Source organism: Aeromonas sp. R9-2, from assembly GCF_040908025.1.
Taxonomy (GTDB): domain Bacteria; phylum Pseudomonadota; class Gammaproteobacteria; order Enterobacterales; family Aeromonadaceae; genus Aeromonas; species Aeromonas veronii.
In genome coordinates, this window is record NZ_JBFOCX010000024.1 from 59,802 (window position 1) to 80,676 (window position 20,875).

Annotated in this window: 18 protein-coding genes and 1 tRNA gene; all 19 read right to left on the reverse strand. The window is 61.5% G+C overall.

Translation table 11 applies throughout. From position 1 onward, the window contains the following. Positions 1–19: 19 nt before the first annotated feature. On the reverse strand, positions 20–1,405 hold the full coding sequence (gene nuoF, locus AB5Y71_RS09390; RefSeq protein ID WP_368171454.1) for an NADH-quinone oxidoreductase subunit NuoF: 1,386 nt from the start codon (positions 1,403–1,405) through the stop codon (positions 20–22). After that, positions 1,402–1,944 (reverse strand): NADH-quinone oxidoreductase subunit NuoE, encoded by a 543-nt coding sequence (gene nuoE, locus AB5Y71_RS09395; protein ID WP_236563533.1) that lies wholly within the window; start codon positions 1,942–1,944, stop codon positions 1,402–1,404. The genes nuoF and nuoE overlap by 4 nt, the downstream gene beginning before the upstream one ends. 80 nt (positions 1,945–2,024) lie before the next feature. Beyond that, positions 2,025–3,830: an NADH-quinone oxidoreductase subunit C/D gene (nuoC, locus tag AB5Y71_RS09400; RefSeq protein WP_307896641.1), complete on the reverse strand. Its 1,806-nt coding sequence runs from the start codon at positions 3,828–3,830 to the stop codon at positions 2,025–2,027. A 2-nt stretch (positions 3,831–3,832) separates the two neighbouring features. Continuing rightward, entirely contained in the window at positions 3,833–4,507 is a 675-nt protein-coding gene (locus tag AB5Y71_RS09405; RefSeq protein ID WP_005344917.1) for an NADH-quinone oxidoreductase subunit B family protein, read from the reverse strand. Between the two features lie 29 nt (positions 4,508–4,536). Continuing rightward, positions 4,537–4,941, reverse strand: coding sequence for an NADH-quinone oxidoreductase subunit A (locus AB5Y71_RS09410; protein ID WP_005344919.1), 405 nt, complete (start codon positions 4,939–4,941; stop codon positions 4,537–4,539). Positions 4,942–5,321: 380 nt separating this feature from the next. Beyond that, positions 5,322–5,891, reverse strand: a complete 570-nt coding sequence (locus AB5Y71_RS09415; RefSeq protein WP_005351118.1) for a DUF1566 domain-containing protein — start codon at positions 5,889–5,891, stop codon at positions 5,322–5,324. Between the two features lie 13 nt (positions 5,892–5,904). After that, entirely contained in the window at positions 5,905–7,344 is a 1,440-nt protein-coding gene (locus AB5Y71_RS09420; protein WP_368171455.1) for a DUF1566 domain-containing protein, read from the reverse strand. A gap of 59 nt (positions 7,345–7,403) precedes the next feature. Next, complete coding sequence (locus AB5Y71_RS09425) at positions 7,404–9,851, reverse strand: proprotein convertase P-domain-containing protein (protein WP_368171456.1); 2,448 nt, start codon at positions 9,849–9,851, stop codon at positions 7,404–7,406. Beyond that, a complete protein-coding gene (locus AB5Y71_RS09430) occupies positions 9,848–11,854 on the reverse strand; it encodes a prolyl oligopeptidase family serine peptidase (protein WP_368171457.1) in 2,007 nt (668 codons plus the stop codon). The genes AB5Y71_RS09425 and AB5Y71_RS09430 overlap by 4 nt, the downstream gene beginning before the upstream one ends. Further along, entirely contained in the window at positions 11,854–13,992 is a 2,139-nt protein-coding gene (locus AB5Y71_RS09435; RefSeq protein ID WP_307896645.1) for a TonB-dependent hemoglobin/transferrin/lactoferrin family receptor, read from the reverse strand. Before AB5Y71_RS09435 ends, AB5Y71_RS09430 begins: the two co-directional genes overlap by 1 nt. A gap of 155 nt (positions 13,993–14,147) precedes the next feature. Further along, positions 14,148–15,023, reverse strand: coding sequence for a flagellar motor protein MotB (locus AB5Y71_RS09440; RefSeq protein ID WP_194496089.1), 876 nt, complete (start codon positions 15,021–15,023; stop codon positions 14,148–14,150). Further along, complete coding sequence (locus AB5Y71_RS09445; RefSeq protein WP_042056089.1) at positions 15,001–15,759, reverse strand: flagellar motor protein; 759 nt, start codon at positions 15,757–15,759, stop codon at positions 15,001–15,003. The genes AB5Y71_RS09440 and AB5Y71_RS09445 overlap by 23 nt, the downstream gene beginning before the upstream one ends. Positions 15,760–16,146: 387 nt before the next feature. Next, positions 16,147–16,234 (reverse strand) — tRNA-Ser (locus AB5Y71_RS09450). A 145-nt stretch (positions 16,235–16,379) separates the two neighbouring features. Further along, positions 16,380–16,997 (reverse strand): TPM domain-containing protein, encoded by a 618-nt coding sequence (locus AB5Y71_RS09455; protein ID WP_005337196.1) that lies wholly within the window; start codon positions 16,995–16,997, stop codon positions 16,380–16,382. Between the two features lie 20 nt (positions 16,998–17,017). Further along, positions 17,018–17,743: a YgcG family protein gene (locus tag AB5Y71_RS09460; protein ID WP_368171458.1), complete on the reverse strand. Its 726-nt coding sequence runs from the start codon at positions 17,741–17,743 to the stop codon at positions 17,018–17,020. Then, the gene (locus AB5Y71_RS09465; protein WP_005346564.1) at positions 17,740–18,330 is read right to left on the reverse strand and encodes a LemA family protein; all 591 of its coding nucleotides are present in this window, start codon (positions 18,328–18,330) and stop codon (positions 17,740–17,742) included. The genes AB5Y71_RS09460 and AB5Y71_RS09465 overlap by 4 nt, the downstream gene beginning before the upstream one ends. Before the next feature lie 85 nt (positions 18,331–18,415). Next, a complete protein-coding gene (mepA, locus tag AB5Y71_RS09470) occupies positions 18,416–19,153 on the reverse strand; it encodes a penicillin-insensitive murein endopeptidase (RefSeq protein ID WP_123172884.1) in 738 nt (245 codons plus the stop codon). Beyond that, positions 19,147–20,052, reverse strand: a complete 906-nt coding sequence (locus tag AB5Y71_RS09475; RefSeq protein WP_206876978.1) for an amino acid ABC transporter permease — start codon at positions 20,050–20,052, stop codon at positions 19,147–19,149. Before AB5Y71_RS09475 ends, mepA begins: the two co-directional genes overlap by 7 nt. Beyond that, entirely contained in the window at positions 20,052–20,873 is an 822-nt protein-coding gene (locus AB5Y71_RS09480) for a transporter substrate-binding domain-containing protein (protein ID WP_368171459.1), read from the reverse strand. Before AB5Y71_RS09480 ends, AB5Y71_RS09475 begins: the two co-directional genes overlap by 1 nt. Positions 20,874–20,875 lie beyond the last annotated feature (2 nt).

Below are 20,875 nucleotides of genomic sequence, written 5' to 3' on the forward strand. Positions count from 1 at the left end.
TGTGAAATCTGTGGTGTCGTTACCAGCGCTCGCCCAGCAGATTGGGCTGGATCCCTTTGACCGGCTTGCGGTTATCACCGCTGCCTTTGATCCCTGCCTCGAATTCGGAGCGGAAATATTTGATGGCGCTGGCGAGCGGCTCGACGGCGCCCGGTGCGTGGGCGCAGAATGTCTTGCCCGGGCCAAGGAAACCGCAGAGTTGCTCCAGGGTCGCCAGATCGCCGGATTGCCCTTCGCCACGTTCCAGTGCCCGCAGCAGCTTGACGCTCCAGGGCAGGCCGTCGCGGCAGGGCGTGCACCAGCCACACGACTCGCGGGCGAAGAACTCCTCCATGTTGCGCAGCAGGGAGACCATGCTGATGGAGTCATCCACCGCCATGGCGAGGCCAGTCCCCATCCGGGTACCTACCTTGCCGATACCGGCGGTATACATCTGGGCATCGAGGTGCTCCGGCAGCAGGAAGCCGGTGCCCGCGCCGCCCGGTTGCCAGGCTTTCAGGCGATAGCCGCTCTTCATTCCGCCGGCGTAGTTTTCAAACAGCTCGCGGGCGGTGATGCCAAACGGCAGCTCCCAGACGCCGGGGTTGTTCACCTTGCCGGAGAAGCCCATCAGCTTGGTGCCGTGATCTTCCGAGCCCGGCAGCGCCAGTCCGTGATACCAGGCCACCCCGTTGCCGATGATGGCGGGCACGTTGCAGAGGGTCTCGACGTTGTTGACGCAGGTGGGCTTGCCCCAGACGCCGGAGACGGCGGGGAAGGGGGGTTTGGCACGCGGGTTGGCGCGGCGCCCTTCCAGCGAGTTGATAAGGGCCGTCTCTTCACCACAGATGTAGCGACCGGCGCCGGTGTGGACGAACAGCTCGAAGTCAAAACCGGATCCCAGAATGTTCTTGCCCAGTAGACCGGCGGCCTTGGCCTCTTCCACCGCACGGCGCAGGTGGATGGCAGCATCCACATACTCGCCGCGCAGGAAGATATAGCCGCGATAGGCCTTGAGCGCCCGGGCACTGATGATCATCCCCTCGATCAGCAGGTGGGGCAGTTGCTCCATCAGCAGGCGATCTTTCCAGGTGTTGGGTTCCATCTCGTCGGCGTTGCAGAGCAGGTAACGGATGTTCATGCTCTCGTCTTTGGGCATCAGCCCCCACTTCACGCCAGTGGGGAAGCCCGCGCCGCCACGCCCCTTGAGGCCGGCATCCTTGACGGTGCTGACGATCTCGTCCGGGCTCATCTGGCCGAGCGCCTTGTGGGCGGCTTCATAGCCCTGTTTGGCCTGATACTCCTCCAGCCACACCGGCTGGCCGTCATCCCGCAGCCGCCAGGTGAGCGGGTGGGTCTCGGGGGCACGCGGGGTGCGATTGGCGGTGCCAAGAGAGGCGAGGATCTTGTTCTGCGGCAGGCTCATGGGTAAGCCTCCAGCGTTTTCAGCAAGGTCACCGGATCGAGGCCGCCATAGGTGTCGTCATCGATCATGATCGCTGGCCCCTTGTCGCAGTTGCCAAGGCAGCAGACCGGCAGCAGGGTGAAGCGGCCATCCGGGGAGGTTTGACCGGGGCCGAGGTTCATCACCTCCTTGAGACCGGCCAGCAGATCTTCATGGCCATTGATGTAGCAGACCATGCTGTCGCAGACGCGAATGATGTGGCGCCCCACCGGCTGGCGGAAGATCTGGCTATAGAAGGTGGCGACCCCCTCCACGTCGCTGGCGGGAATGCCGAGCTCGGCCGCGATGGCGTGAATGGCACCGTCGGGTACCCAGCCTCTGGCCTGCTGCACGATCTTGAGCGCTTCGATGCTGGCGGCGCGGGGATCTTCGTAGTGGTGTTTCTCGTGTTCGATGGCATCGCGTTCAGCCTGGCTCAGAACGAAGTCGTCCTGTTTGCTGCTGCATGCCCCTTGCCCCTGTGGGGTCTGATTATTGTGACACTGACATTGCTGGCTCATGACTTGACCTTTGGTGGCTTGTCCTTTTACTGCTCGTCCGGCGATCCCAATTCCCGGCCATGGCCGGGAGGGCGGATCACTTAACGGTCCACATCCGACATAACAAAATCGATACTGCCCAGATAGACGATGAGGTCCGACACCATGTTGCCCTTGATCACCGAGGGGATCTGCTGCAGGTGAGCAAAGCTCGGGGTGCGGATCCGGGTCCGGTAGCTCATGGTGGAGCCGTCACTGGTCAGGTAGTAACTGTTGACCCCCTTGGTCGCCTCAATCATCTGGAACGACTCGGCAGCGGGCATCACCGGGCCCCAAGACACTTGCAGGAAGTGGTTGATCAGGGTCTCGATGTGCTGCAGGGTGCGCTCTTTGGGCGGCGGGGTGGTGAGGGGGTGATCCGCCTTGAAGGGGCCCTCCGGCATGTTTTTCATGCACTGCTCGATGATCGACATGCTCTGGCGGATCTCCTCGATCCGCACGGTGGCTCTGTCGTAGGCATCGCCATTGCTGCCGACCGGCACTTCAAAGTCGAACTGATCGTAACCGGAGTAGGGGCGCCACTTGCGCACGTCGAAGTTGAGGCCGGTGGCGCGCAATCCGGCCCCCGTGGTGCCCCAGGACAACGCCTGCTCGGTGGTGTAGGCAGAGACGCCTATGGTTCGACCGCGCAGAATGCTGTTGCGCATCGCCGCTTTTTCGTAATCCATCAAGCGCTTGGGCAACCAGCTCAACAGGTTGTCCTGCACCAGCCGTTGCCATCCCTTCGGCAGGTCGTGGGCCACACCGCCGATACGGAACCAGGCCGGGTGCATGCGGGCACCGGTGATCGCTTCGATGATGGTGTAGATCTTCTGCCGATCGGTGAAGGTGAAGAAGACCGGGGTCATGGCCCCCACGTCCTGAATATAGGTACCGAGGAACAAGAGGTGGCTCTGGATGCGGAACAGCTCCGCCATCATTACCCGGATCATGTCGACCCGCTGCGGCACCTTGATGCCGGCCAGCTTCTCGACCGCCAGCACATAGGGGAGGTTGTTCATCACCCCGCCCAGATACTCGACCCGGTCGGTATAGGGGATGTAACTGTGCCAGGATTGGCGCTCGCCCATCTTCTCGGCACCGCGATGGTGGTAGCCGATGTCGGGCACGCAGTTGCGGATCTCCTCGCCATCGAGCTGCAACACCAACCGGAAGGCGCCGTGGGCAGAGGGGTGGTTGGGGCCGAGGTTCAAGAACATGTAGTCCTCATTCTCGTTGCCGCGGGCCAGCCCCCACTCTTCCGGTTTGAACAGCAGGTTCTCCTGCTCCATGTCCTGTTTGGCTGCATCGAGCATGAAGGGATCGAATTCGGTAGCGCGCGCCGGGTAATCCTTGCGCAGCGGGTGACCCTGCCAGCTCTTGGGCATCATGATCCGGGTCAGATGGGGATGGCCATCGAAGGTGATTCCCATCAGATCCCACACTTCCCGCTCGTACCAGTTGGCATTGGGGAAGTGGTTGGTGATGGTGGGCAGATGCAGGTCACTCTCGGCCAGCGCAACTTTCAACATCACATCGGCGTTACGGTCGATGGAGATGAGGTGATAGAAGACGGTGAAATCGCTCTGGGGCAGACCGTCGCGATGGCTGCGCAGCCGCTCGTCGGTGGCGCTGAGATCAAACAGCATCACAAACGGGGAGGGCACCTTGCGCAAAAAGCCCATCACATCCTGAAGCAGTTCGCGGGGAAGCCAGACCACCGGCACGCCGGTGCGCGTGGTCTGCACGGTGAAGTGCTCGGCCCCGAAGTGGGCAAACAGTTCGCCAATGACTTTGGCATCCTTGTGGTCGCTGGGCTGCCACTGGGCCATGGCGTAATTGCTGGGAAAATCACGAGTCAGTTTCATGGTCAGATCTCATCCGGCGTGCGCAGGTTGGTCACATTGATCCGTTCGCCGCGCTTGCGCTCTTTTTCGGCCTGCATCTGGGGACGGTAGATCCCCTGATCGCCCACCACCCAGGAGAGGGGGCGGCGCTCTTTGCCGATGGAATCCTGCAGCAGCATCAGGGCTTGCAAAAAGGCTTCGGGACGGGGCGGGCAACCCGGAATGTAGACGTCGACCGGCAGGAACTTGTCCACCCCCTGCACCACGGAATAGATGTCATACATGCCGCCGGAGTTGGCACAGGCCCCCATGGAGATCACCCACTTGGGTTCGAGCAGCTGTTCATACAGGCGCTGGATGACTGGCGCCATCTTGATGAAGGGAGTCCCTGCAATCACCATGAAATCGGCCTGACGGGGCGAAGCGCGGATAACTTCGGCGCCGAAGCGGGCCACATCGTGGGGGGAGGTGAAGGCGGTACACATCTCCACGTAGCAGCAGGAGATGCCGAAGTTGTAAGGCCAGAGGGAGTTTTTGCGGCCCCAGTTGACTGTGTCTTGCAGCACCTCCTCGAGGCGGCCCATCATGATGCCGCGCGTCGCTTCTTGCGCCAGTGGGTCATCGACGGTCTGGCGCTGCTCCTGGGGGTAGCGCTCAACGGGTGCATCCGGGTCAATCCGGGTCAGGGTGTACTTCATGGTGCAACCTCAAGGAAAGGGTCTGTGGTTCAATCACTGTTTTTGTTGTTCAGCTGCGGTTTGCGCGGTGACCAGTCCAGTGCGCCGATGCGCCAGAGGTAGATCAGGCCGATAAGCAGCAGTCCGATGAAAATGGTGGCTTCAATAAAGCCGACCCAGCCGCTCTCCCGCACGGAGACAGACCAGGCAAACAGGTAGAGCGCCTCGACGTCGAAGATGACGAAGAACATGGCGACCAGATAGAACTTGGCGGAAAAACGCAGGCGGGCACTGCCGACCGAGTCGACACCAGATTCAAATGGCTTGTTCTTGGTGCGGCCGTAGGCACGACCTCCCAGCAGGGCGGCGAGGCCTATCATCACCAGACAGATGGTGATGGCACCGATGACATAAATGGCAAAAGCCCAATGTTGAGCAGAAATATCAGCAAACATAGAGGTTTTTCCTAACCAAATTAATCAAGCGACTTAACAATAATGTTACGCATTATGACACTTTCGCACTGATTTACATGTCATTTTTACGGGTTAATTATTAATCGGTTAACCGGTAATTAAATTTTGTTAAGAAGCGCACTTTTTTGCTGGTTATGGCGGGTGGGAAAGGCCTGGAAAGCGCAGAGAGCTGCTCCTCGTCATCACCTGAAAGGGGTAAATGCCGCGGGCGAAGCCGGATCAGGTCGATATCACGTGCAGGGGGCACAGGCGGGAGAAGAGCGTGATGGCGGGTGAGGTAGAGGGGGCGGCAAGAGCAATAAAAAGAGAGGCTTTCAAGCCTCTCCTGTCATCGCGCTCCGGTTTCGAGCGTGGGGCGGTCAGGGTTTATTGGCGACCAACAAGACCTGATCCGGGTAGGCGCCAATGGAGCGAAGACCGATATCTCCCGAGGTAATATCCAGATACGCCCGCTGACCATTGGCGGAGGTTACCGTGCTGCTCATCAGATAGACATAGCCCTCATTGACCTCTTTACCGCCCCCCGCCATGGCGCGCGGGAAAATGGCTTCATTGAGAGAGGGCTTGTAGCAGGCGTGCTCGACCAGGGTCGCCAGCTCCTTGATGTCGGGCAGACGCCACTGGCTGATACCGCCGAAGTGATAGAGAGCATGGCTGCTGTCACTGCGGATCCGCTCCGCCACTTGCAGCCCCTGCTGCCAGTAGTAAACGGTCGGTTCCCCCAGGCAACTGCTGCCACTCCATGTCTGTCCCAGTTTGCAGCGCATCCAGGTGAGGCCGGTGTGTTGATCCGTGACGGTGCCGTTGCCATGGTCAAGAAAACGGGCAGAGGGGGCGGTGCGATCCATAGTGTCATCACAAATGGCAGCACCGTGGGCCAGGGGGGCCAGCAGTGCCAGCATGGCGAATGAAAAGCGATAAAGGCTCATGATATTCCTCGGATTATTGGGGAGTGGCGACCAGTCGTACCTGCATCAGCTCGATATAGGTATCTTGCTGCACCAATGCGGGATAGGTGGTGCCCGCATCTTCTCCCAGGAGCAGGACTGTGCGTTTGCTGATGGGGCCACCGGAGAAGCGCTGGGCGGTGTTGCTGGTGGCGCTCCAGTAGTAGCCATGGTAGGTGTCATCTTCCGAGGAGGCGATATCCGGGAAGTAACGGGTATCCACGATGATGCGCTGACCCAGCGGGTCCTTGGCCAGGCTACCGTAGTGCATCAGTGACATCAGCTCACCCATGGTGGGCAGCCGCCACTGGCTGATGCCGCAGTGCTGCTCGCCATTGAGCCACTGCTGATACGCGCGGGTGGTCAGCATGGAGGTCAGCGCCTGTGCCCGGGCGAGGGCCGCCAGATCTCCTTCGGCGGTGAGCTGTTCGATCCTCTTATGAATATGCTGGTAGGCCGCTTGCTGCTCGCCTGCGGTCGCCTTGAACTGCTCATCCTCATAGGCAAAGGGTCTGCTTTTCCAGGCCGGGCTCAAGGGATCATCCGATTTGACCTCCCACACCAGACCGGTATTGAGATCCTTGACGCACTGCCAGCTCGGCGCGTTGTCGGGGAGAATCTGACCACGATCATCGAGCTTGCGATAGGCAAGTTGGGGACGAGTGCGATTCCAGCTGGCATCTTGTCCCGGATAGTCGTCGGGCTCCTGTTCCAGCAGCGGATCGTTGCCATCGCTGAAGGTGGTGACGCCGGTGACGGTCAGCAGGTTGCGTGGCTGCTGTTGCACCAGCAGGGTCAGCAGCTCGCTTTGGGTCTCTTCGGCAAACTGGCCGTTGCGCTGCCACTCCTGAGCCAATTGCTCCAGCATCAGGCTGATGGCGCGATAGCTGGTGGTGAGCAACTGGGTCTCCTTGGCGTTGGCAAGTCGTGCGCGGGCCTGTTGCTGCAAGCTGATCGCCACCTGCTGCAGCGCCTGATCAAACTGGCCGAGACCCGCGAGGGCCGCGCGGTCGCTGCCCGGTTGCAGCGGCGCGAGATCGGCCAACAGCTGCGCCAGTGCGCGATCGGCGGCCACCCCTTCGGCAATGCGGCTCTGCCACAGGGTACTGAGCAGGGTCGGTTGCAGCCGTTGTGGATCCCCTTTGGCGGCCGGATGTGCCAGCAGCAGGCCTCCGCTCCTCGGTACGAAAAGCAGGGGCGAGTTGACGATGTTGGCCGAACGGCTGACCAGGGCCACAGCGCCTTCGCCGCTGACGGCAGGATCGGCGGGATCACATTGCCAGTTCTGATCCAGATCGGCGCACAGGGTACCGGCAGTCGGCAGGGCGACATCGACCCGGTAGTCCGGGAGCGCCAGTGGTGCGTTATCTTCCCCGCCGCCACAGGCGCTGAGCAGGGCTGAGAGGGTTGCAATAACCAGTACGGATGGTTTCACTTCACATTCCTTGATTCGGTCACAGGTTCACGGGGGCGGTAACCCCCGTGGTACAGGATTCAACGGCGCGGGGTGCTCCGACGCCAGAGGCGGTGCCAGAGGGCCAGCAACAGCAGCAGGGGGGAAGTCGTGCCGCCACCCCCTTCATCCTGCTCAAGGGGAATGATGCCGGTGTTGGGCAGGGCTTCATCCTTGTCACAGCGGGCGCCGACTTGCTGGGCTACCCGCCAGTTGCGCAACTGACCGGTGTCACCGGCGCTGGTGTCGTTGATCTCCAGCAGCCAGCGGCCAGCGAGCGGTTCGCCGTGCAGCTTATCGAGTGATTCGAACGGTACCAGTTCACGGGGGAACTCCCCCTTGAGCCGGGTATGGCTGGCGTAACCCTTGTTCCACAGGCTGATCCGGGTGCCGTAAGGGGAGGTGAGCCAGATCTCCAGCTGCTCCAGCTTGCTGTGCTCCAGATCGAGGGCAACCACGAATCCGCTGTCGATGCGGGCCTTGCTCTCGGGCAGGGTGAGAGTGAAGCGGGACAGGCCGTGCCGCTCACCGCTCACCGCATCTTTGATCTGGCCACCCTGGCCGATGGCCCGCTGCCAGAGCGGTTCACCGATCGGCAGTTGCAGGTCAAGGCTGGTCTGGCGCTCGGTGGGGCTGGGCAGGGTGAGCTGGAACTGCAGCGGCAAGGTGACTGCCTCGCCACAGGTCAGGTTGCTCGCTGCTTCCAGCGGCAGGGTCCAGCGGGCGGTGCCATCGGCGTTGAGCGCTCCCTGCCAGTGACCGTCACCCATGAGCCCCTTGGTCGGGAGCAGGCTGGCGTCAGCCACGGTCAGGGGGCGGCCGCTCTGGTTGGTCAATTCGATGGCTAGGCTCTTTTTCTCCCCGGGCAGCAGGTAGCTGTCATCGGCAAGGCGGGCCGCGATGGGAGTGGGCAGCAGGGCGTGGTGGCGGAAGGCCTGCTCCAGCAGCTTGCCATAGCTGCGGTCCGGATAGAGGCGGTTGGCGGTATCCACGGTGACCCGCGCCAGCTGGGGCATCCGCACCTGCGGGCCGAGGCCGAAGTGGGATTCAATCAGCAGGGTATCGAACTCGTCACGGGCTACCTCGCCATATTGTTCAACGGCCTGGCGCAGCGCGGTGAAGAGCGGGGTGCCCCACAGCTGATCGCCGTTGCTGCCGTTGATGGTGAGGTGAGCCGGATAGAGGAAGCCCGGATGATAGCGCGCCCGCAGATCATCGAGCTGACGGGGCGTCCGGCCGCTGATCCTGGCATCCCAGTTGAAGACCATGAAAGGCTCGAACTGGCGAGCCTCTGGACTACGCTGGCGCCAGCTGGCGGCCAGATAGTCGCTAAAGCCCTCGCCGATGGCGCCCCAGTCACCCTCTTCTCCCATGTCGGGCAGGATATGGTGCTGCACCGCATGGCCAAACTCGTGCCAGATCACCATGGGATCTTCCGCGTCGGGCACCCCTATCCGGCCAATTTCCAACCGGCGCAGGAAGGGGTCATAGAGGGAGTTGTCCTGCTCCCCGGCATCGGTATCGATGGCCAGGGGGCCGCCCATCAGCGTTGGGTAGCCAAGGGATTCCACATGGCGCTGGGCCAGATCCAGATGGTAGTAGCCATTGATATCGAGGAAGGCGGGCTGCTGGTGATCCAGCTGGAAGCCATCGGCATCAGGGCTGCTAAAGGGGGCAGTTTCCGGCGCCGTGCCGTCCACGACCCGGGCGCGTGGGCCATTTAGCTGGTAGGTGTCATCCACCTTTTGTACCGTGAGCTGCACGGTGCGATAGGCCCGGTTGTCCAGCACCAGATCGTGGCGCCACAGCAGGTTGCCATCTTGCAGTTGGGTGCGTGGGTCGAGGGCAAAGATGCGGGCCTGCACCGTAGCCGCTTCCCCTGCCAGCGGGATCGCTTCGGCACGGGTGTTGGCCTCTTGCAGCGTGCGCCCCAGCAGGGCGCTGCCATCGCAGGTGACAAACAGTTGCCAGTAGCTGCTCTTGCTGTTGCCCGGCTGGCTTTCCACCGCCAGCAGACGCCAGGCCGCAGTCAGTGTGTCGCCATCCTGCCAGTACCAAGGCTGGGCTTCGTCACTGCCAGCGAATTTCCACACCGTACCATCCAGCGTGGCGGTATAGGCATCCACCCCGGCGCGGCTTGCTTCATCACATGGCGTCGCCTGTGCCTGCATCAGCCGGGTATTGTGATAAAGGCGCCACGGGCGACCCTGCTCATCGAGACTGACGGCGGCCATCAGGCCGGCGATCGGTGCGCCATTGAGCTGCTGACGATAATGCAGATAGTGGCCCAGCTTGCCTTGGCGCTGATAGGCCGGGGCATCACTCAGGGTGACGCCGAGCTGCTGTTCGAGCCAGAGGCGGGTATCGGCCGGGGCGTCCTGTTCGACAAAACGCAGTTCGGCGGCCTGAGTGGCAAAGCCAGCCAGCCCCAGCAAGAGGGCGGGCAACAGGGGTTTCATAGTGGTACTCCCAATCAGCGGCAGGGTCATTGATTTATCCCCGCCAGATGCAACAAGAAGGCAAATTCACGAGCCCGATCGCCACCACCGGCGCGGTGGCCTCCCTCCAGTTCGGTCAGCAGCAGGTAGGGGCCGGAGCCCGTGCTGTGCTCCCGCAGGCGGGCCAGCCACTTGACCGGCTCCCAGTAGGGCACCTGGCTATCGTGCAGGGCGGTAGTGACCAGCAGGGGCGGGTAGGGGGCGCGGTGCAGGTTGTCGTAGGGGCTGATGCGGCGCATCGCCTGATACTCTGCGGGCTTGGCCGGGTTGCCCCACTCCTGATACTCCTGACGGGTCAAGGGGAGGGCAGGATCGCTCATGGTGCCGAGCATATCGACGAAGGGAACCTGCAACACTGCGCCACTAAAGAGTGTAGGTTGCTGGTTGAGGGCCGCAGCAACCAGCGTGCCCCCCGCGCTGCCCCCCATGGCAAACAGGGGCAGGGGAGCAGAGTCGGGCGACCAGTGGCGCAGGGCGTGACCGGCTGCGATAAAGTCGCTGATGCCGTTCTGCTTGTGGATGCCCCGTCCGTCGCGGGTCCACTGCTCCCCCAGCATGCCGCCGCCGCGCACATGGGCGATGGCGTAGACAAAACCCCGATCCAGCAGGCTTAACAGCTCTTTCTGGTAGTAGGGGCGCATCGGCGTGCCATAGGCGCCATAGCCGTAGAGCAGCACGGCGTGGGGGGCCAGATCCTTGCGCCACACCAGCGAGACAGGCACCCGGGTGCCATCGGCAGAGGTGATCCAGCGCCGCTCGCTCTGATAGGGCAATGCTTTATTGCCTGCGGTGTGCTGGTCGTTGATCCACTGGCCGCTGGTCAAATCCAGCCAGCGTTGGCCGGGGGGCTGGCTCAAGCCCTGACTGCGCACCAGAATACGGTCGCTGGCTGGGTCATGTTCTCCTTGCAGCCAGCCGGTTCCTGCGCCACTGGCCAGCGGCAGGCGCTGGCGTTCATGGCCGTTGCGATCGAGCAGGGCGAGCCAATCCTCCCCCTGTTGGCGAAACTGCACCACCAGATGGCGATCAAACAGTCGCCACTTTTCGGGATCGCCGAGATCCTCCCCTTTGGCGGGCCACAGGCGCTGCCACTCACCGAGCGGCGTGTTGGCTGAGTAGAGGGCAAATGCCCCCTCCCGGTTGCTCTTGATCACCCAGCCGGATTGACTGTCCAGATAGTATTCCACCCCGCGCTGGCGGGGTTTGACCTGCTGCGGCTTGCCCGAGTCGAGCAGGTATTGCTCCGAGCTGTCGTGGTTGTTGCCCTGCAACACCAGATGCTGGCCATCCGTGGTGCGATAGAGGCTGAGCAGCCAGGCGGGATCCTGCTCCTCATAGAGAGTCTGCTCCTGGCCATCCTGCCAGCCGCGCAGTTGCCAGGGGCGCAGGGTGTTGCGCTCGTTGGCGATGGTGTAGAGGGTGCGACCATCTTGTGACCAGGCGAGATCAGCGCTGCGCTGCGCCAAACTGGCCAGCGCCTTGCCGCTCTGGAGATCGAGCAGGGTGACCTGATAGTCGAGATCGCCGCGCCTGTCTTCGGCGATGGCCAGCGTGCGGTTATCCGGGCTCAGGGCCCAGCCGCCCGCTTCGTAATAGCCCTCACCCGCTCTGGTGGGAAGCCGCTGCTGCACCTTGCCCCCGTGGCGTTGCCAGAGTGAGCCATCCGGGCGCAGTTGCCATGCCTGATCGCCGCGGACAAGCCAGTTGTCTGGCACAGATTCCCCCGCCGGATGACGGGCAAACTCGGCGCGCAAGGTTGCTTCCAGCGGCTGCTGCGCGGCGAGTTGCTGCTCGCTCCAGCGATTTTGCTGCTTGAGCAGGGCGAGAATGGCCGTGTTGCTGCGGCTCTCGTCCCGCAACCAGAAGTAGGGATCCTGGCGTACGGGATTGCCTGAAATCAGGTGTGGCTGGGACGGGATCGGCGGTGGCAGGGCCTCTTGCGCCCACGCCAACGGGACGGCTAACAGGGCCGCCATGATTGCATGATGTTTCATCACATCCCCACGAAACGGTAGCTGAGGCTGGCTGACAGGTAGCGGCCGCTCTGGCTGTAGAGGGAGGTGTCGCTGCCAGCCGGGAGTCCGGCCACATCCTGATAGCGGACGTAGCGGGTATCGAGCAGGTTGCCGATGGTGGCATTGACCTTGAGCGCCTCGGTGATCTGCCAGTCGCCGGTGAGGTCCAGGCTGAACCAGCCTGCGCTGCTCTGGCAGGCACCGTTGTAGCCAGTCTGCGCATTGGCGCACTGGGGCACCTTGGTCATGGCGGCGGCATAGTTGCCACTGAGCTCAACCCCCCAGTCGAGCTGTTGCCAGCGCAGGGTGGTGTTGCCTTCCAGCGGTGTCTGGGTGCGCAGCGGCTCACCGCGGTGATCCTTGCCATCCATCCAGGCCAGATTGGTCGAAAGCTCCCACTCGTCGCTCAGCCAGAGGCTGGCGGCCAGCTCGGCGCCCCAGGTTTCTGCTTTGGCAACGTTGCGATATTGGCGCAGGAAGACACCGTCATCGAGGCGAAAACCGGTCTGGCGCCAGTCGATGAAGTTGTAGTAGCGGTTGTAGAAAACGGCCGGTTTGACGCTCCAGTTGTCGCTTTGGCCATTCACTCCCCACTCCAGACTGTGGCTGGTCTCCTCCTTGAGGTTGGGGTTGGCAATGATCTCGAATGGCGGCATGGCAAAGTAGTGAGGAATGTTGCCGTAAACCTGATCGTAAGCGGGGGCGCGGAAGCCGTTGGCATAGCTGAGCCAGCTGCGCCATGTCTCGTTGAAGCGGTAACTGGCTGCCACACTGGGGGAGATGTGGTCGCTGTGGTTCTCGGCCAGATTGCTGTCCGGTGCGCGCAGGCGCTGGCGGTCAAAGCGCAGGGTCGGGGTAAACTGCCAGCTGCCCAGATCGATCACATCGCTCAGCCAGATGCCATCGCGGCGGGTCTCGGCCTTGCTGAAGGGGGCTTTCTGTCCCTGGGTGGTGATGCCATCTTCCAGGGTCAGATTGTTGACCGGCCGCTCGTGGTTGGCCTGCTCCAGCTCCACACCGTAGCTGAAGGTGTGATCCAGCGAGCCGGTGCTCAGCTTGCTCTGCAGCTCCAGCTCACTGCCAAGGCGCAGCTCCTCGAATGTGGAGAGGGTGCGCTGGCTGCGATATCTGGGATAGCCGCTCAGGGCATCGTTGCGCAGCAGCTGGCGCTGGTTGGCTTCGTTGCGTGACTGATTGCCAAACAGGCTCCAGTTGAGGGTATCGACCATGCCCAGATCGCTGGCTTCCCAGCTGAACTTGCCGCCCTGGGTGCGCTGATCGCCATCTTCCTGAAAACCGATCACGTCCCAGCTGCCATCGGGTTGGGGCACCGCCTTTGGGCCCATCTGGCGTTTGGCGTGATCCTCGTAGTAGTCCAGCTCCAGCCGCAGAGCGTGATGGGCATTGAGGGGGAGGCGGCTGCTGGTGGAGGCACTCATGCCATCCAGATCCGCCGGAATGCGGCTCTCTTCAAAGTTGGCGGTTTCGTTGCCGCGCCAGCCGGAGAGGCGCAACAGATGTTCGCTCTCCAACGCCCGCACAGCGCCGGTCATGCTGAGCTTCTTCTTGTTGCTGTCGCCACCGTAGAGGGTTTTGGCCGCCAGATAGCTATCTTGCTGTTGCAGATAATCTTCCGGCTGCTTGGTATTCATCACCACGGTGCCGCCGATGGCATCGGAGCCATGCAGGGAGGAACCGGCCCCCTTGGCCACCTCAATCTGCTTGATGTCGTCGAGATCGAAGTTGAAGCGACCCACCTTGTCATTGATGTTGTCGGCGCCAAAGCCGTCGCTGACGCGCACTCCATCCTTGATCAGCAGGATGCGGTTGCCACCGATGCCGCGCACGCTGATGTTTTGCGGTCGTCCAGCAGAGCCGGTGACCGAGACACCGGGGATCTTGCGAAACACATGGGTCAGCTCGCTGGCGACCTGACGGTCCAGCTCTTCCTGGGTGATGACGGTAATGGAGCCGGAAACATCGGAGAGTTTCTGTTGTACCCGTTGCCCGGTGACAATGATGGTGTCGTCGCTGCGAGCCTTCTCCACAGGGGGAAGATCGGCCGCGCCAGCGGAGGCACACAGGAGTGCCGGCCATGCCTGAAGCAGTTTGTTCATAATGATAATTGTTTTTATTTAAGCCTGAAGGGCGGCATTATTGCAGAGGCCTGACCACTTGACAATAAATGGCAATCATTATCATTAAGAACTTATGGTGTTGATATTATTGAGTTATTTGTTTTTAAAAAAGAGGCTCCCGCGCGAAGCGGGAGTCAGGGCTTGAGCAGTTGCAGCGACTCTTCTGCTGCCTTGCCTTGAGAGAGGGTGATATCGACCCGGCGATTCGCCTGGCGATGTTCGGGGGTGTCATTGGCAAAGCGGGGTTGGGTGTCGGCAACACCCTGAGCGATGACTCGTCTGGCATCCAGCTGGGGGTTGGTCAGCATTGTTTGCACGATGGAAGAGGCCCGCAGCACCGAGAGCTCCCAGTTGTTGCGATAGAGCTCCACCGGCGCCTGGGAGTTGTCGGTATGACCGGTGACCACTACCTGCCCCGGGATGTTGGCCAAAATGCCGGCGATCTTGTTGACCAGCGGGATGAACTGGGGCTGCAGGAACGCCGAATCAGAGGGGAATAGCGCCTTCTCGCCGATGCGGATCACTAGCTGGCTGCCAAGCTGCTCGACCTCGAGATCCTTCGATTCGATCTGGGCCTTTAGCTGCTGCTCCAGCTTCTGCTTGGTCACCTGCACCCACTCCTGCTCCTGGGTCTTGTGGGGCCAGGCTTCGGTGGCGCTCGGTTTTTCCGAGGCACCTATGGTCTCGTTGAAGGGGTCCGATGCCGCCATGGGGGCATCTTTCTCCAGCACAGTCTCCTCTTTCGGGCTGCTCGGCGTGGTTTTTGATTCCGGCTCGAGAATCCCTGTGCCCCCCTGCATCAAGGGTGAGCCGGCAGGCGGGGAGATGAGGCCGATTTTACCCAGAGACTCGATAAAGCCCTGGATAAGCACCCGGGTTTCGGACTGCTTGGCCATGGCAAAGGAGTAGAGCACCACAAACAGGGCGAACAGCAGGGTCATGAAGTCGGCATAGGAGACCAGCCAGCGTTCATGGTTCTCCGGTGCTTCAGCCTTTTTCTTTTTGGCCACCGTGACCTCCCAGATAAGGTTCGAGGGTAACTTGCAGGCGCGCTTGGGATTCGCCATCAACGATGCAGAGAATGCCGGTCAGGGTCATCTCCTTGTAGTGGCGGATCTGGTGGGCAAACCCCTTGTAGCGGTTGCCGAACGGCAAGAAGATCAGGTTGGCTGCGGATACCCCGTAGATGGTAGCGATAAAGGCCACCGCGATGGCGCCGCCCAGCTTGTCGGGGGCATCTAGCAGACCCATGGCGTGGATCAGGCCAAATACCGCCCCGACGATCCCCATGGTCGGGCAGTAGCCGCCCATGGCTTCATAGAATTTGACCGTCTGTTCGAGATCTTCCTGTTCAAATTCGATCTCGTTCTCCAGCACCTCGTGTATCTTGGTTTTCTCGTAACCATCAACCATCATCTGCACCCCTTTCTTCAGGAAGGGATCCTTGATCTCGTCGATCATCCCTTCCAGCGCCAGCATGCCGCTGCGGCGGGCGTTGCCTGCCAGGGTCTCCAGTAACTGGGCCTGTTCATGCATGTCGAGCTTGAGGGGGGAGAGCAGCCATTTGAAACGCTTCATGGTGCTGCCGACGACGGAGAAGGGGAACTGGGTCAGCGCAGCACCTATGGTACCGCCGATCACGATAAGAAATGCGGGCAGATCGAGCAGTGCGCTGGGATGACCACCCTCGATCATGTTGCCGCCAAGGATGGCGATCAACGCCAGTACCAAGCCAATCAAGCTCATTTTTTACACATCCCTGCATGTTGATAATCGCTAGTGTAGCTACTTAAGTATCAGTTTTTCAAAATGATATCCAATCGCTGAGCAATTAATGGGCGCTGGGTAACGTCCATAAAAGAAGGCGTGTTGCGGCCATAAGATGGCATTGCAATCATCTTGTTGCTCCTGTTGTGACTGGAAGGAACGCTTGTCGGGTGGGGCAATCACAAAAGCAAGGTAGGGGGCGGGAGCTGGCAATGCGAAAAGCTGTGATGTACCATCAGGGTTTTGCAAACCGAGGGGGAGAGCGTGGATGATCCGCCACTGCGTGGTTCTGGCTCACTTGTCGGCATAGGTGTTTGCGTTTGCCGGAAAGCAAAAAACCGACCCTGAGGTCGGTTTTTTTAAATTTGGCGGTGAGGGAGGGATTCGAACCCTCGATACGTTGCCGTATACACACTTTCCAGGCGTGCTCCTTCAGCCACTCGGACACCTCACCAAATTTTCGTTCGCTGCGCTGTTGCGCTGGAACGGGGCGTAATTTAGGGGAAAGGGCTGTGTGGGTCAACCTCTTTTCCCCTTATTTTTCATAATCTTTTCCGAATGCCTAACCCTTGTGCAGAATGCCGGTTTTTTAAACCGGATCAGGGCTTGTCGAGGATGATCAGGCTGTCCGGCAGCTCGTTTTGATCCCGGGTGGCCGGGAAGGCGTCGGTCAGAATGGCGCTAACGCGCTCTACGCACTCCAGAAAACCCTGTTCGATCTCCTTGTTGCGCACTCGAGCCACGAAGTCGTCGATGATCTCCTGCCACTGGCCATTGTCGATATGCTGGGCGATGCCGTCATCCACCAGTATTTCTACATAGTGCTCGGCGGCTGAGACGAAGATCAGCACCCCGAGCCGGTCGCGGGTGCGGTGCAGCCCTTGCTCGACAAATTGCAGGCGAGCCATCAGCGCAGCCCGGTGCTGGCGAACCTTCTTCGGGATGAGCCGCATCTTGATGGGGGTCCAGTGGAACAGCAGGCTCAGCAGCAGCCAGACCGACCACTGCACCAGCAGGATTTCGTACCAGCCGAGCCAGAAGCCGAGCTGGAACACCAGCAGCGGGGTGAGCATCGCCAGCAGCGCCGCCCAGAGGGTGGGAATGTAGCGATAGCCATCGCTGGCCGGGGCCAGCACGGTGACCAGTTCAGCATCAGTCTCTAGCTCCGCTTCGCGCACCTTGGCCTGAAGCGTGTGGAAGAACTGTTTAGAAATCATGATTTGTCTCTTTACTCCTGTTACCAGCCACCGGAGGCTCCGCCGCCGCCAAAACTGCCGCCGCCACCGCTGAATCCGCCGCCGGCGCGACCACCAAAGGAGCCGGCACCCAATCCACCGGCCATGTAGGCCGACCGACGTCGTCCTCCCGGCCCACCGCCACCACCGCCGCGCAGGTTGTGGAGCACGATCATCGCAATCACCACCAGAATAAACAGCCAGGGGCCGTCACCGTTGTCACTCTTTGGCTGCTCGACCGGCTGATATTCTCCGGCGAGTGCCTTCATGATGCTCTGGCTGCCCGCCATGATCCCGGCCACCATATCGCCGCGCTTGAAGGCGGGCAGGATGCGGCCATGGATGATGTTGGCGGCGATGGCGTCGGGCAGGGCGCCTTCCAATCCATAGCCTACCTCGATGCGAACCTTGCGCTCATCCTGGGCGATCAGCAACAGCACGCCATTGTTCTTGCCTTTCTGGCCGATCCCCCAGTGGCGACCGAGCTGGTAGCCGTACTCCTCGATAGTCTCCCCATCGAGGCTGTCGACGGAGACCACCACCAGCTGGATACCGCTGCGCTTTTCAAAGGCGGCCAGCTGTTGGGTCAGTTGATGGGCCTGTTTGCGGGACATCAGACTGGCTTCATCCACCACCCGTCCGCTCAGCGTCGGGAAGTCCGGTGCCGCTTGCAGGGCACTGGCCCAGAGCAGTAGACAGGGAAGAAACCAGCGCAGCATCATCTTCATTGGAAGCTGACCTTGGGCGCCTCATCGGCACCGGGTTTGGCACTGAAACTGGGTTTGGCTTCCAGATCCGAGTAGAGCAGCTTGGACCAGATAACGCCGGGGAAAGTGCGGATCTCGGTATTGAACTGGCGCACCGCCTCGATATAGTCGCGGCGAGCCACCGAGATGCGGTTCTCGGTTCCTTCCAGCTGTGCCTGCAGGGCAAGGAACTGCTGATCCGCTTTCAGCTCGGGGTAGCGTTCTACCACCACCATCAGGCGGGAGAGGGCGCTTGAGAGCTGGTTCTGCGCCGCTTCAAACTCCTTGAGCTGGGCAGGATCGCTCACCTGTACGCTGCCGACCCGGGCACGGGCATCGGTGACCGCCTTTAGGGTCTCCTGCTCATGGCTGGCGTAGCCCTTGACGGTTGCCACCAGATTGGGAATGAGATCGGCACGGCGCTGATACTGGTTTTCCACCTGTCCCCAGCTCGCCTTGACCTGCTCATCCAGGGTCGGAATGTTGTTCATGCCGCAGCCGGTCAGGCCGAGCAGCAGGGTCAGGGTCAACAGGCTCTGCGTGGTTCTGCGCCAGAGTGATGTGGCCATCTTGTTGTTCTCCTTTGGTATTTCGAGTCGATAGTGCGCCATGGATGGTGTACGACCAAGCGTGCATCACCATACCAGCTTGGGGTCAGTTGCCACAACGCGCAGGTAGCTCAGGTCGCTTGTTGATGCCGGATACCTTGGGCAGCTGGGGCTTGTCTTTGAGCCAGGATGCCAGCTCTTCCCCGCAACCATTGCCGGGCGGAATGGGAGCCTGTGGTTCGCAATCGGGGCTGCCTACCGGGCAGCGCAGCCGTACGTGGAAGTGGCTGAAGTGGCCCACCCAGGGGCGTAGCTTGGCGACCCAGGGCTCGCTACCTGCCTGCTGGCAGACTGCGGATTTGATCACTGGATTGACGAAGACGCGGGCGACTTCGGGTTTGCTGGCCGCCAGCCGCAGCAGGGTGAGCTGCTGGGGGCCAAAGCGACCCGGCAACATCTTGTAGCTGGGTTCGTCGATCAGTGCCCACTCCTTGGGGGCATCCTGCTCCCACTTGCTGATGGGGCGGTTGGCCATACGAAACCAGATATCGGCATCAAGGCCAGTCTGGTGGCTGCGATGGCCAGAGGTAAAGGGGCCGCCACGGGCCATCGCCAGATCGGCGATATAGAGATCCGGCAGCCCGGCCATGCGGGTCTGGTTGGCCAGCGCTTGCAGATAGTGGATGAGGTCGGGGTGGCCGTAGTAGCGCAGCCGTTTGGTGCGGATCACCTGATAACCCGGCCCTTCAAGGGGCAGGGATACGCCGTTTTTCAGGCAACCGGCGGCATAACCGCCGATGGCTTCCGCTTGCAATACAGTCGCCAGCAACAGGGACGTCAGCATGTGCGTGCTCCTTGTCTTGCTTCGAGTCGGCTCAGCAATACGAACAGACTCAAACATATAAATAAATAGGCCGCGGCCACCAGCAGCCAGATCTCGTAGACCAGTCCGCTGGAGTTGGCCATCTCGGTGCCGACGAAGGTGAGCTCCTGCACCGAGATAAGGGAAACGATGGCGGTATCCTTCACCAGCGCGATGAGCTGGCCGGTGAGGGGGGGGAGCATCAGTAGCATGGCCTGCGGCAGGATCACATGGCGCAGCCGCACCCAGGGGGAGAGCCCGAGGCTCTGCGCCGCCTCCCACTGGCCACGGGGGATGGCGGCCAGCCCGGCGCGGACGATCTCGGCGACGAAGGCTGCGCTGATCATGCCAACGCAGAGGGTGCCTGAGATGAGGTTTTCCCAGCGGGCTGGTGGGCCAAACAGCGCCTCTTGCCACGGGGAGAGTGATACGGTGCCGAGCCAGCGGGAGAGGCCGCTCGAAGGCAGCAGCTGGTTGGCGATAAAGAAGTAGAAGATGAAGATAAAGACCAGCGGCGGCAGATTGCGGATCAGCTGGATAAACAGGGTCGCGGGCATCACCAGCCAGGGGCGGCGGCTGAAGGCGGCTACCCCCAGCGCAGTGCCGAGCAGCAGCGCCAGCACCATGCCGAGCAGGGCGATGCGCAAGGTGGTGAGCAGACCGCTGAAAAAGTAGGGCAACTCGCCGTGAGGGCCAGGGGTGAACAGCAGATCGAAGGCTTCATGCCAGCGCCACTGATAGGCTACCCCGATGTGCAGGCGGCTGGCCAGCCAGAGGCCAGCCAGCAGCAGGATCAGGGCGATCGCCCCATCCAGCCAGTTGATGTTCCGACATGCCCCACGGACGATGCGCCGGATGGTCTCTTTTAGAGCAATCAGCATCAGGGGTTGGCGACCTGCGCTTCCCACGCCAGCGACTTGAACCAGTAGTCATGGCGCGCCTTGAGCCAGCCATCGGCCTGACGGGCGGCGATCCACTCGTTGAACTGCTCAGCCAGGGCATCATCCCCCTTGCGCAGGGCAAAGCCTTCATCGCCTTGTGCCAACGGCTCGGCAAACGGCATAAAGAGGGCATCCGGGTGGCGCAGCGCCTCTTGTTCGGGTTTCGGGGAAGAGGAGAGGGCGCCGTGAGCGCGGCCGTTCAGCACCTCCTGAAATACCTGTGACTCGTCATCAAACTGGCGCAGGGTGGCCTTGGGGAAGTGTTCTTTTGTCACCTGTACCGGTGAGGCGCCACGGCGTACCGCCAGGATCACCCCGCGCTGGTTGAAGTCCGCCACGGTTTTCTTCTCTTTGGCCATGGTGCTGGAGGCGGCCAGCTGCACCCCCGAATGGGAGTAGGCCTGGGTGAAGCGCACGCTCTTCTCCCGCTCGGGGGTGATGGTGAGGCCGCCGATGATGACGTCATATTTTTTCGCCAGCAGGGAGGGGATGATGCCATCCCAAGCGGTAGGCACGAACTCTACCTGCCAGCCGTTATCTGTGGCGAGGCGACGGGCCACGTCAATCTCGAAACCGATCAGGGCCCCCTGCTTGTCGCGCATCGCCCAGGGGGCGAAGGTGGACATGCCGACCCGCAGGGTACCGCTCTGCTCGATCTGTGCCTGGGTGTCGGAGGGGGCAGTTTCTGCCAGTGCCGGAGTGAGCAGGCTTGCCAGCAGCAGGGCTGCGCCCGACAGGGTGGTCTTGAATGACAGAGTCATGG